Source organism: Flavobacterium sp. UMI-01 (assembly GCF_019656315.1).
Taxonomy (GTDB): Bacteria; Bacteroidota; Bacteroidia; order Flavobacteriales; family Flavobacteriaceae; genus Flavobacterium.
The window spans coordinates 235,568-248,890 of record NZ_BPLU01000038.1 but is presented as its reverse complement, the minus strand read 5'-3'; the positions used below and the strand labels follow the sequence as shown (position 1 = coordinate 248,890).

At 33.0% G+C, this 13,323-nt stretch carries 7 protein-coding genes; 3 read left to right on the top strand and 4 right to left on the bottom strand.

Annotated elements, in window-relative coordinates; genetic code table 11:
- Window positions 1–3 precede the first annotated feature (3 nt).
- The 3 genes from K5R64_RS11695 to K5R64_RS11685 all read left to right on the top strand — a co-directional run bounded on the left by K5R64_RS11695 (window position 4) and on the right by K5R64_RS11685 (window position 4,173).
- On the top strand, window positions 4–1,848 hold the full coding sequence (locus K5R64_RS11695; protein ID WP_220763638.1) for a sulfatase: 1,845 nt from the start codon (window positions 4–6) through the stop codon (window positions 1,846–1,848).
- Window positions 1,849–1,874: 26 nt separating this feature from the next.
- Window positions 1,875–2,759: a family 16 glycosylhydrolase gene (locus K5R64_RS11690; protein ID WP_220763636.1), complete on the top strand. Its 885-nt coding sequence runs from the start codon at window positions 1,875–1,877 to the stop codon at window positions 2,757–2,759.
- Window positions 2,760–2,967: 208 nt separating this feature from the next.
- Window positions 2,968–4,173: a glycoside hydrolase family 117 protein gene (locus tag K5R64_RS11685; RefSeq protein ID WP_374758132.1), complete on the top strand. Its 1,206-nt coding sequence runs from the start codon at window positions 2,968–2,970 to the stop codon at window positions 4,171–4,173.
- Between the two features lie 372 nt (window positions 4,174–4,545).
- On the opposite strand, the gene K5R64_RS11680 is transcribed toward K5R64_RS11685, so the two are convergent.
- The 4 genes from K5R64_RS11680 to K5R64_RS11665 all read right to left on the bottom strand — a co-directional run bounded on the left by K5R64_RS11680 (window position 4,546) and on the right by K5R64_RS11665 (window position 13,134).
- Complete coding sequence (locus K5R64_RS11680; RefSeq protein WP_220763634.1) at window positions 4,546–6,132, bottom strand: hypothetical protein; 1,587 nt, start codon at window positions 6,130–6,132, stop codon at window positions 4,546–4,548.
- A gap of 81 nt (window positions 6,133–6,213) precedes the next feature.
- Window positions 6,214–7,944, bottom strand: a complete 1,731-nt coding sequence (locus tag K5R64_RS11675) for a RagB/SusD family nutrient uptake outer membrane protein (RefSeq protein ID WP_220763633.1) — start codon at window positions 7,942–7,944, stop codon at window positions 6,214–6,216.
- Between the two features lie 22 nt (window positions 7,945–7,966).
- Window positions 7,967–11,062, bottom strand: a complete 3,096-nt coding sequence (locus K5R64_RS11670; RefSeq protein WP_220763632.1) for a TonB-dependent receptor — start codon at window positions 11,060–11,062, stop codon at window positions 7,967–7,969.
- Window positions 11,063–11,448: 386 nt separating this feature from the next.
- Window positions 11,449–13,134 carry a tetratricopeptide repeat protein gene (locus K5R64_RS11665; RefSeq protein ID WP_220763631.1) on the bottom strand — a complete coding sequence of 562 codons (1,686 nt, stop codon included), beginning with the start codon at window positions 13,132–13,134 and terminating at the stop codon, window positions 11,449–11,451.
- Window positions 13,135–13,323: the final 189 nt, after the last annotated feature.

Below are 13,323 nucleotides of genomic sequence, written 5' to 3'. Positions count from 1 at the left end.
GAAATGAATAATAAACTAGTAAAACTATTTTTAGTCAATCTAATCACAACGGTTGCCTCATATGCCCAACAACCCAATATTGTTTGGATTGTTTCTGAGGACAATTCGAAACATTATATGAAATTGTTTGATGAACACGGTATTGCCACGCCCAACATTGAGAATTTAGCTAAGGACGGAATTGTTTTTGACCGTGCTTTTTCGAATGCTGCGGTATGTAGTGCTGCTCGTTCTACTTTGATTACGTCAACGTATGGACCCAAATTAGCAACGCATTACCACCGTGCGGAAGGCAAAGTAACCTTGAATAATACGCAAGAAATGTTTCCCGCTTATTTGAGAAAAGCGGGTTATTATACAGCCAATAATGCTAAGGAAGATTATAATATTTATAAATCCAATGAGGTTTGGGACGAATCGTCTAAAAAAGCATCCTATAAAAACAGAAAGCCAGGGCAACCTTTCTTTTATGTTTTTAATATCGAAACCACTCACGAAAGCCGTATTCATTTTACTAAGGAAACGATGAATACAACCAAAACGTCAATGAATCCTGCTGAGGTTTTTGTACAACCGAATCACCCTCAAACCGATTTGTTTAGATATACAAACACCTATTACCGCGATAAAATAAAGGCAATGGACTCTGAAGTAGGCGCGGTTTTAGACCAATTGAAAAAAGATAATTTATTAGAGAATACTATTATTTTCTACTATGGAGATCATGGTGGCGTATTGCCTGATAGTAAAGGCTATTTAACCGAAACGGGATTACATATTCCACTGGTTGTTTATGTGCCAAAGAAATACCAGGATTTAGCAGCCTTTCAACCGGGTTCACGAACCAATTCTTTTGTGAGTTTTGTGGATTTTGGAGCGACTGTTTTGAAACTTGCAGGTGTTAGTGTCCCTAAAACAATGGATGGAAAACCTTTTTTAGGAAAAAATATTTCTAAAAATGAACTTGAAAAGAGAGATGAAACCATTGGTTATGCAGATCGTTTTGACGAAAAGTACGATATGGTAAGAAGTCTTCGCAAAGGAAACCTGAAGTACGTGCGCAATTTTGAACCTTTCAATGTAGATGGGTTAATGAATGAGTACCGTTACAAACAATTGGCGTATAAGGAATGGTTTGAGTTATTCAAGGCTGGAAAATTAAATGCAGTGCAATCGCAGTTTTTTGAGCCCAAAGCAGCCGAAGCCTTATATGATTTAGACAAAGACCCATTTGAAACTAAAAATTTGGCAAACGATCCTGCTTATCAGTCACAGTTAGTGAGTTTGCGCAAAAAGTTGCATTCTTGGATGGAAAAACAACCTGATTTGTCCTTGTATCCTGAATTTTATTTGTTGGATAATGCCATTCAGAATCCGTTGGAGTTTGGAAAAAAACATCAAAAAGACATCAAGAAGTACCTTAAAATTGCTGATTTAGAGGTGTTAAATTTTGACAAAGCAGCCCCTAAGATTGTAAAATGTTTGCAATCAAAAGACAAATGGGAGCGTTACTGGGGATTAATTGTAGCGACTTCTTTTGGAGAACAAGCAAAATCGTTGACATCACAAATTACAACTCTAATGAAATCGGATACTGAAATCATTAACAGAGTTAGAGCCGCTGAATTTTTGGCAATTGTCGCACATCAAAACACTAGCCAACCTATTCTGGAAGCACTTTATCAATCCAAAAAAGAAACGGAAGCCTTGTTGATTTTGAATAGCATAGTGCTATTAAAAGATTTCTATCAAAAATATCCATTCCAACTTGAGTTGGAAAAAATAGACAAAAAAGTGCGTGAAAATTATACAGTAGGTAGAAGATTAGAATATTTAGCAACCAAATAAGATTAGAATTAATTACACCAATAAAAATGAAAAAAGTTATCAAAACATTAAAACAAATTGCACCTTTTATTTTAGTATTAGCCGCAAATAGTATCGTGGCACAAAAAAGTCCCGTTTTTGAAAAAGGGCAAGATCCGAAACCAGATGGCAAAAAATGGGAATTGGTAAAAAACATGTCGGATGAATTTAACGGGAATAAAGTTGATGAAGATAAATGGCAAATTTCAGGGCAAGGTTGGATAGGTCGAGCTCCTGGATTGTTCATGGCCGAAAATATAACAGTATCTGATGGAAGTTTGAAAATCACAACGACCTTGCTACCGCAACCAGTGGTAAAACAAAATAAAACCTATACACACGGTGGTGGTTATGTAGGTTCTAGAAATGCAATGAAATATGGCTATTATGAATGTGAAATGAAAGCCAATAAAACCTTTATGTCTTCAACATTTTGGTTGATTAATGAAGGCAAAGGGGCGCAAGGTTGTGATAAAAGAACAACTGAATTGGATATTCAGGAATGTGTGGGGCAAATTGTAAACAAAGCCGAGTGGATGAAAAATTTTGATCAAAAAATGAATTCCAATACCCACAGTCGCAACATACCTGAGGGCTGTGATTATGCCAAAGGTTCTAACAAAGGTGGAGGCGATATTGGGGGGAAAGTATATGATGCTTTTCATGTGTATGGCGTTTGGTGGAAATCTAAAGACGAAATTTTATTCTTTTTAGACGGTAAATTTGTAACCAAAGTGAAACCACCTGCTGATTTTGATATCGAAATGTATTTAAGAATGGTAGTTGAAACCTATGATTGGAATCCAGTTCCTGCCGATGGTGGAATGACAGGTTCTGTTGCTGATAGAACTACAACCTATAATTGGGTAAGAACCTGGAAATTGAATGATTAAAATGTTGTTATTCAAAAGGGTTTGATGAATCAAGGAATCATTAAAGGAAAGAAACAAAATTTTTGAAACCTCAATTTTAAAAAAAATCTAAATTAAATTTTAAACTAAATGCAACTGACGAAAACTATCGTCAATATTACTAAAACATACTACTAATATGAAAACCAACAAAACCATTTTATGTCTGCTTGCCGTTGTAGGTTTGGGAATGACTTCGTGTAAAACAACCAAAGAAAGTTTTCCATTTGTTTTACCCAATGAAAAGCCCAATATGCCTTTGAGCAAAGCCATGCAACGTAATTATGATAATTATATGGCTCCGAGACCAGAGGCTAACGAATTATATACCCAATTTAAATATACGGAATTGAAAGGGCTTGATTACAGCAATCATGATGGAACGATTACGCGTAGAGATCCTTCGAAAGTAATTTTTGAAAATGGCAAATATTATGTGTGGTACACGCACCGTCAAACACCTACTTCGCCTAAAGGAGCTAAATTAGCAACGGAAACGATTCCATCCGCCGATTGGGATTTGGCTGAAATTTGGTACGCTACCAGTAAAGATGGTTTTACTTGGGAAGAGCAAGGAGTGGCTATTCCAAGACCTCCTAAGCCTAATTTGGGTCACCGTTCAGTAGCTACAGCTGATATTTTGAAATGGAAAGGGAAGTATTATATGTATTACCAAGGTTTTAGTGAAGCCAGCGGAACTCGTGGAGATGATTGTCCTGTTTTGATGTCGTATGCTGATTCACCTGACGGTCCTTGGACGGCTACGAATCAAATTGTAATTCCGAATGGCCCTAAAGATGCTTGGGATCAATATTCGATTCACGACCCTTATCCATTGGTTTACAAAGGAAAAATATACTTGTATTACAAATCGGATTTTGATGGAAAACCAAATTTAGTGCGTATGCAAGGTTTGGCAACTGCCGACAATCCATTTGGACCATTTACTAAAAATCCGTTGAATCCTGTTTTGGCGTCAGGACATGAAACAACGATGTTTCCTTTCAAAGAAGGAATCGCAGCTTTTACTATTCGAGATGGTAACGAGCATAATACCATTCAGTACGCTAAGGACGGAGTGAATTTTGACATTGCTTCTATCACCGAGTTAATGCCTGATGCAGCGGGGCCTTTTATTCCAGATGCCTTTACCGATACCAAAGATGGTAGAGGAATTACTTGGGGAATTAGCCATTTGACTACAGTAAACGGATGGGCGACTAATCATGCTATTTTAGTTCGTTTTGATTGCGATTTGAGTCAGGATGTAGATGATCCAGATATGAAAAGGTCTCATATTTATACCAAACCAGAGGATAATTTTAAACAAGGATTAAATCCAAAACAAAAAGCTAGAATTGCTGAAGAAAACCAAAAAGTATTAAATGGCAAATAATGTTTAGATAACCAATTGCTATCTGGATTTCTATCCTAATTAATATTTAAGGTTGCTCTTTGTTTCTTTTGTCCAAAAGGAATAAAGAGCAACCATTTGGGGTTATTTTCATTGTTGTATAGAGTTCTTTTCTTAGGAGGAAAAAAGCTTTTGTATCAGGCGAGAAATATGATTTTTGGGATTTTTATTGAAATATTTTCTTTTCATTATAATTTTTCAAAGGGGTGACAGTATGCATTATGCTATTTTTTTATTGATTACGGAATAAAAATACAATTGGGGGGGTATTATAAAAATCGATAATTTTCATAAAAAAAGAGCGGTTGACTTATATTTCAAAGTAACCGCTCTTCAAACTAACCAAAATAAAAACTAAGGTCTTAATACTGCTTCAGTAACAGTAATATCATCTAGGTAGAATTTTAAAGCTTGAGAATTAGCAGCATTATCACCTCGAATCATAAAGTTATAATTAGCCGTTGCATTTATCTTTACTAAAGTAGAGCTATAAACCCATTTTCCTACGGTAAAGGTCGGTGAGAATCCAGGATTAGGGCCAATTCCCCAATCAGTATTTGGACTTAGATAAAAACGTAAATCTGGAGTTGAAGTTTTACTACCTAAACTTTCAACATAAGTCCAACAACCCATTTCATATGTTTTTCCAGCAACTAAATTAAAAGTTACGAGAGTATTTGAATTGTTAAAATGTCCCATAATCATTCCGCCAGCAGGTTGTATTTCGATATAAGCACTTTTACTACCTGAATGCGCTTTAGCACCAGAAATATTTAAAGTGTATTTATCCCAAGGTGCTCCCCATCCTAAATATTTCCAATTAGCATTAGTTGATGTTTCGAAACCAGCATCATAAGTTGAAGGCGATTTTGAAAGTAAATTTTCACCAGCAAAACTTACTGGTAAGTTTGCAAATGAACTTGCAGCAACACCATCAGCCGTGGTCATCGAACCTTTAGTATATGATATTTTTACAACATCATCATTATACAAGTTTTGCCCTGAAAGGAATTTAATTACAACAATATTCCCTTCAGTAGGATCAACTGAAACTGATGAAATGGTATGTGAAGGAACAGATTTAGTAGGATGAGTAACACTTGCTGTAAAATCAGTAGTCTTTAAACTTGATTGGTCCATTTCTCTACTGAAATTTAATCGAATAGTGTTATTAGATACCTGAGCACCATCTAAAGTAACAGGATCAGTTGAAGGAATAACTTGTATTAATTCAGTAAATACCGTTGTACCAGAACCAGCAGGTCTTGCTGTTGAGCCATTAATACTAAAGCCATACGTACCAAGTTTTTTATATTTTACATCTAAAGTCTTAGAGGTTTCAACAGAGGTTTCAGGAGTTCCACCAGGTATTGTCCAAAGATACTTTTCAGGAGCGCCTTCTGTAGTTAAAGTATATCGGATGGTTCTACTTGCTATAACTTGATTTTTAGCTCCATCAGCCATATTTAAAGGTGCACCTAATGTTCCATCTGAATTTAAGTAGTTCGCAGTAACAGTTACTTTAATTTGTGGTAAAACTGTAATGACCAACGTAGTATCAACAACTTTTCCAATTTTATTAGTGTATTTGAAATCGTAAGCTTCCTCTTTGAACTCTTGATGTAACTTTACGTTATGAGTTCCTACGGTATTAAAAATTGCTTTCACATTAGCAGTTGTAGTTGTTACATCATTATCAGAGTCTACAATATCTGCAACACCTTCAGGAAAGGTCCATAATCTTGATTGGACACCTGAGGATAAGTCACCAAGAGTTATACTTGTACCCACTCTAATTGTATTATCAAAATTCATTTGGGAAGTTGCAATAATACGACTATTAGCTTCATCTAAATTGATCGCATCATAAATGTCATTACAGGAATGTAATCCAAATGTAGCAATACAAAGAGCTATAATTTTTTTAAATTTTGTTTTCATATCTTAATATTTTTTTCGTTGGAATGATGTTTTATCAAAAGCGCATAAACATCAATCCTTTTGAAATTTTTAAAAATTAGCTTAAAGGTTTTTATTACTTTGCAGTTCGGCAGCAGGTATTGGAAAATAATCATGTACTGCTGGGTTATAGTTTTGAATACCAAGTAAAGCTAGTAGATTAACAGAGCCTTCAATATATAATGGTGCTTTATTGAGTATTGTTGCGAAGTTATTTTTTCTCCAATTCAAATCATTTCCTAAATTAGTAAATACACTTTTTACAATTCCCCATCGAACCAAGTCATTCCATCTAAAGCCTTCAAAACAAAGTTCTAAAGGTCTTTCAACCATTTGAATATGTTTCAATACATTTTCTTTTGTAGGGGCTACTTTAGGTTGAATACCTCCATTTACCTGTTTACTTATGTGTAATTGTGGAAAGGTATTACTGTTCTCTGCTAAATATTGAGTTAAAGTTTTGACACCAGCACGAGAGCGTACCAAGTCAATATATTTGATAGCTTCGTTTACATCACCGGTTGCATTTAAAACAGCTTCAGCATACATTAAATAGACATCGGCTAAACGGATGTGTCTGAAATTTATTCCACTACGATTCAAAGGGATTTCTGAAGTTCCTTGATACCAATTAGTTCCTTTTTTTACTAATGCAGTCAATCCTAAACCTCTATAAGCGTGTACTTTATTTTCTGAATTTGTAACACCAAAATAAGTGCCTTCAAAATTCTTAGGGCAAATAGAAGCTGTTAATCTTCTCGATTGTGTATTAGTTGTATTGATTGGGTTTGAGGGGTCAATTTCATCATTAGTGAATAATTCATGTAAGTAATAATTAGCGACAACTGTATTAAAACCTCCATAACTAATAGAAGCATACTGTGGAGCAATTGCACTAGCTTCAGCACCTGAAGCGAAAGGTGTGTCATCAACATTTGCTCCATTAGCACCAGGATTAGCAGTTGAGCTATAAGCTACTTCTAAAATGGATTCAGAGTTAAATTCCTTTTGATCAGTGAAATTGTCTAAAATATTTGGAGTTAATGCATAAATTTTAGAATCAATTACATCTTTGAATTCTTTAGCTGCAGGCCCCCATTTTTGATCATATAAATATACTTTTCCAAGTAAAGAGGTTGCGCTACCCCATGTTACTCGACCTATATTAAGTCCAGTCCATGTTGTTGGTAAGTTTTCTTTTGCATACATTAAGTCAGGAATAATAATCTGATTGTTTACTTCTTGAATTGAACTTGCAGGCTTATCTAAGTCAGTTGTTGAAACTTCTGTTCTTATTACTGCCTTTCCATAAGAATGTACTAATTTAAAGTAAAAAAAGGCTCTTAAAAAACGAGCTTGTGCTAAAATTGACTCCTTTTCTTTTGGAGCAAAAATGGAAGCATCTACTTTATTAATTTGGTTAATCACTTGATTAGCTCTAAAGATTCCAATATACAATTGATTCCATTTATTAACTACCTGAGGAGAATTGTCAGTATAGGTTAATTGTCTGTATGCTAATGGGGAAAAAAAGGTATATGTGTCACCTATATCCGCTTTTAATTCTTCTTCGTGAATACCAACACCACTTATGGCTTGAAACTGCATGGCAGCATAAACAGTGGTTAAAGCACTATTAAATTGGGAAGGTGATTTCCAGAAGGTTGATTCGGTTACTGAGTTAGGATTATCAATTGATAGGAAATCTTTCTCATCACAACTAGATAGAGAAAGTAAAGAGCATGCCATAATTGTCAGGGACAATGCTTTTGTTTTTATATTGAATTGTTTCATTTTTTTTTTACTTTTTTGGTTATTAAAATTTAACTTGGGCACCTAGAACGAATCGTCTTGCTACTGGATAGTTTCCACTATCTACCCCTCTAGTACTGATTCCATTCCCTCCAACTTCGGGATCATAACCTGTATATTTAGTAAATGTAAATGGATTAAAACCTGTCACATATAGTCTTAGTTTTCCTATGCCGTATTTATCAAGAATTTCTTTTGGTAAAGAATATCCAAGAGTGATATTACGCAATCTGAAGTAAGTTCCATCTTCTAACCAATAATCAGATCTAGCTCTTACACTTTCGCTTAATGAACTTTTTCTAAAACTAGGAATATCTGAAGTTGGATTTTGTGGTGACCATTGACTAAATTGGTCTAGATGTCTTCCTTGCGCATAAGCAAAGAAGCGTGCGCCATTAAATAACTCTGCTCCATAAGACAAATACGATTGTACTGATAAATCCCAATTCTTATATTTTAAGTCGATATTTAATCCAGCCTCAAAGTCTGGTTGTCCTGAGCCTGAATATACACGGTCATTTTCGTCTATTTTTCCATTTTTATCTACATCCTCATACATGATATCTCCTTTTTGTGCATTCACATTTGGTACAAGCGCTTTGTAGGCCGCTAATTGTTCATCAGTTTTGATTACGCCTAAATTGTTAAGTAAAAAGAAAGAACCAGCCTCGTGTCCTACTGCAAAAAAGGTTGTTTGATCAATTGCATTACCCAAAGACAAAGTAGGACGGCCATTAGGATATCCTCTTTGAATACCGTTTAAATCTACTATTTCATTAACATTTTTTGTGAAAGTTGCTGAAATATCGTATTTCAAACCGTTTTTAAATTGATTTCTATAGGCGGTAGCTATTTCAATACCTTTATTGGTCATTTTTCCAGCATTCACATAAATAGGATTATAGGTAGTCTCTGCATTAGGCTGAGTAGTACCAGCTGATGGAGGTGTTTGGTATGGCAAAAGCATGTCTTGTTTATCATTGCTATACACATCAGCGTTCAGTGTAAACTTATTATTAAACATGGCTAAATCGATACCTATGTTTTTAGAAATACTTGTTTCCCATTTCAAGTCAGGATTAGCGTAGCGTCTTTGAATCAATCCAGAAGTAATTACTTCATTAGGTCCAAATAAATAATTTACACCTGTTTCTAATTGGGTTGAAGCAGAATAAGGAGGGATATCTTGATTTCCAATCTGTGCATAACTAGCTCTTAATTTTAAACTTTTAACAGCATTGTTTAAGCTTGAATTTTTAAAGAATTTTTCTTCAGTAATATTCCATCCGGCAGAAACTGAAGGGAAATTAGCATAGCGATTATTTACAAATTTTGAAGATCCGTCTCTACGAATACTGGCCGAGAACAAATAACGTTCGTCATAATTGTATTGAAATCTTCCTAACAATCCTGCCAAAGTGTACTCATTAACAAAGCTAGAGGGGGCTTTTGCTTCTTGTCCTTGACCTATTTCTTGTGTGTCATTAGTAGGGAAACCAATTGCTCCAATTGAAAATTGTTTAGCATAAAATTCTTCATAAGAAGAGACTACTGTGGTGGTAAATTTATGTTTTGCAATTTTTAAATTGTAATTCAACATATTTTCAATAACATTTCTTTCTGAGAAATTATAATCTTCTTGCAATTGCGCTTGTAAAGTTGAAGCAGTTGCATTAAGCGTTCCGTCCAAACCATAGATTAAATAAGTAGGGCTAAAAAACTTACGCTTATAATCGTATTTGTTTTTACTCAAACTGATTTTATAAGTTAAACCTTTTAGAATTTCATATTCTAAATTTAAAGCAATGTTTGATGTGGAACTTTTTCTATCATCGATATTTTGAAGCTGCTTTGCTAAATAACCAAAGTAAATTGTGTTATCAACGGGTATGTTTACCTCATTGGCACCACTAATATTCAAATCACCTAATGGAATTTGCCATGGTTTTTGACCAATACTATATTCATATAATCCCCAAGGCTCTTGTGAACGATTTTCATCCGTTAAACCAATAGTCGCAAAAGCCTTGAATTTACCTTTGGTAAATTGGGCTGTTAATCTTGAACTCAATCGATCAAAATCAGAATTCAATAACACACCATCTTGATTAAAATAACTCGTATTGAAATTAAGAGATAGATCTTTAGTTCCACCTGAGATACCTAAATTGTAATTTTTAATGATGGCATTGTTATTTTGAACATCTTTTACATAATTACTATTATAATCTAATAATTCAGGAGTAATAATAAAATATCCAGGTAAATTCCCAGAATTAAGTACAGGTTCAATCGAAAAATCAGCAAATAATTGTTGCTGTGTATTCATCAATGGTGTACCAGAAGTAATATTTTGAATACCTGTATAAGTTGATAAATCTACCGCTATATTACCTTGTTTTCCTCTTTTAGTAGTTATTAATATTACACCATTAGAAGCTCTAACTCCGTAAATAGCAGCTGCTGCTCCATCTTTTAAGATATCCATGGTTTCTACTTGATCTGGAGCTATATTGGGATTAGATTCATAAGGAACTCCATCAACCACATATAATGGCTCTAATTTACCTAGCAATGAACCTACTCCTCGTATTTGCACATTTGCAGCTTCTCCAGGACGTCCACTGGCTGCTTGAACATTTACACCAGCTACACGTCCTTGGATTGACTCACTGATATCAGAAACAGGAGCACGATCAATAATATCTGACTTTACTTGAACAACTGCACCCGTTACTTCTTTTACTTTTTGTTTTCCGTAACCAACATTAACAATTACTTCATCCAGTAATTTAGTATCTGTGATTAATGTTATATTGATTTGTTTTGAATTTCCAACGGTCTTTTTTTGACTTTTGAAACCAATAAATGAAAATAATAATACATCACTTTCCTTTGCTGAAATTGTATATTTTCCATCTATATCAGATACAGTTCCTGTTTGAGTTCCCGAAATTAATACTGAAACACCTGGTAATGGAAGGCCAACATCATCTTTAATTTGACCTGATACTTTTTTCTGCGCATTTGTCACAAAAAAACTTAGAAATAAAAACATTATTGGAAACGTTTTTTTCCAAAATCCATTCTTTTTTTTCATACAATAAATTTAATTAGTTAATTAATTTTTTAGTTTGTTGTTTATTATTCATTATCTATTATTAGTTTGTTTTTTTTATATATAATGAAATTTTAACAGTGCTAAATTATGTTATTAGTACTTTAAAGCTTAAAAAACAAACTTGATTAAAACTATACAGAAATGTTTTTTTTTGATGATTTGCTTTCATTTATAAGGTTATGGGCAAAAAACTAGACACAACTAATCACTGATAATATTTAAACTATCTGATTTTGGTAAAAATTGAAATTTCTTGTTTATTTTAATTTTACTGTATATCTTTTTATGGATATTATCGCAAAGTATCGGGTAAAAAAAAACATCGATGATGTTACAATCGATGTTATTAAAAGACGATGAAAGGATTAAATTTCTGCAATGAAATCATTCAAATTGTCATTTCTATCTAATTTGAATTTTTTACGTAAGCGATAACGTGAAGTATGAACGCTTTCAAATGAAATACCTAATAATGAAGCCATATCTTTACTCGAAAAATTCAACTTAATTAAAGCGCATATTTTTAAATCTGTTTGGCCTAAATCCGGATATTTTTCTTTTAAGTTGGTATAAAAACTTTGGTTCACAGCAGTGAATCGGGCTTCAAACTCTTTCCAATTACTAGTAGGTGTACCTTGAATGGTTTTAAGCATTTTATTAATTGTTCTTACATCAACATTTTCTTTGTTTTCTGTCAAATTAACCTTTAGTCGCTCTATAAATTCGTCTTTTTCGATTAATTGCAATGCCGAAGAAGTAAGTTCCTTGTTTTTTAGCTCTAAGATTTCTTTACTTTTTTGAAGTTCCATTTCTTGCTTTTCCGCTAGAGCTTGTTTTTCAGCTTGATGTTTTCTTCTAATATTTTTAATTAATAATCTACCGTATAATAGTAAAGAAATAACAATCAAAGAATATAATATAGTTTTTAAATTAGCAATATTTTCCTCATGCTCTAATTCTTTAATTCGTTGTAATCTTATGATTTCTTTTTCTTTCTCTTTTTGCATCCTATATCTGTCATTTATTTCAAAAAGATGTTGACTGTTTTTACTATTCTTTCCAAAAACTTGTGCATTAAAAACCATGGCTTGATTTGAATGTAAATACGCATTTTTATAATCTCCGATAGAGGCATAGGTTTTACCTAAAATTTCATGAGTCATCAGTCTATAATTAGAATGGCTTTTATATTTCTTTGAAAAAGCAAGAGACTTTTCAAAATAAACAATACTTTTATGAAGGTCTCCTTTTATTCTATGTACATCACCAATGAGATAATTAATTATAGTTAAATAGGAGGGATCTCTGACTTCAAAATAATCATTTGCTTCTTTTAATTTTGTTAATGCTAAATCATATTTTTTATCTACTGCATTGAGATAGGCGGCTTCAGCTTCAATGTATTGACTTTTTTTTCCGCTATTGATTTTGTTGTGAGCTATATAACAGCTATCTAAATAAATTTTTGCTTTTTTATAATTTCCATTAACGCGATAATGATTTAAAATCGAAAAATAATCTTGTGATAGATATTCATAATTTCTAACTTTATTTACGTTACTATTACGCTTAGTTATCTCTAATGAATTATTAAAATAGCGCAAAGCTTCTTCTTCTCGGTCATAATAACTATATAGCCAGCCTAAGGCTTGGTAAATTCTGGCTTTAGATGCATCGTCTTTTGATTTATCAGCTAATAATAAGGCTCTCCAATAACCATCATAGGATTTTCCGTAATCTACAATATGAGCGTATAAAAAAGACAATGCCATGATATTATTAATAATATTAACAGTGTCTTTTTCTGTTTCATAAAGTGAAATACTTTTTTTGTAATAAGAAATGGAGCTATCAGGGTTGATGTACTTTAATTGCTCCGCTTTTTCTAAATACGGATTAGATTTATAATCATATTGAGCATAAGAGCAAATGGAAAATAAAGTAAAATATACAAACAAGCTATTACTACAGAATAATTTTTGATTTAGACAGTAGTAGCTTTTTTTAAAACTTAGGTTCATTAAGGTTTTTAGAAAAGTAGATTCAATCATTTTTGGTTAGTTTATTTTGGTAAAAATACTTTAAAATTTAAACTCAACTTTAGAGTAATTAAAATTTGAGAGTACAATGTAGTTAATGTCTAGTTTAAAAAACAGAACAAATGGTCAAAAAAAACATTTGTTCAGTTCTTGTCTAGTTCTAATTTATTATGGTTGCCTATAATAGTAAGATATTTGCTT

What these genes read in the sequence shown, in the direction of transcription:
- K5R64_RS11690 (WP_220763636.1), top strand. Translation starts at nt 1,875, where the DNA reads ATGAAAAAAGTTATCAAAACATTAAAACAAATTGCACCTTTTATTTTA.
- K5R64_RS11670 (WP_220763632.1), bottom strand. Translation starts at nt 11,062, where the DNA reads ATGAAAAAAAAGAATGGATTTTGGAAAAAAACGTTTCCAATAATGTTT.
- K5R64_RS11685 (WP_374758132.1), top strand. Translation starts at nt 2,968, where the DNA reads ATGACTTCGTGTAAAACAACCAAAGAAAGTTTTCCATTTGTTTTACCC.
- K5R64_RS11675 (WP_220763633.1), bottom strand. Translation starts at nt 7,944, where the DNA reads ATGAAACAATTCAATATAAAAACAAAAGCATTGTCCCTGACAATTATG.
- K5R64_RS11665 (WP_220763631.1), bottom strand. Translation starts at nt 13,134, where the DNA reads ATGATTGAATCTACTTTTCTAAAAACCTTAATGAACCTAAGTTTTAAA.
- K5R64_RS11680 (WP_220763634.1), bottom strand. Translation starts at nt 6,132, where the DNA reads ATGAAAACAAAATTTAAAAAAATTATAGCTCTTTGTATTGCTACATTT.
- K5R64_RS11695 (WP_220763638.1), top strand. Translation starts at nt 4, where the DNA reads ATGAATAATAAACTAGTAAAACTATTTTTAGTCAATCTAATCACAACG.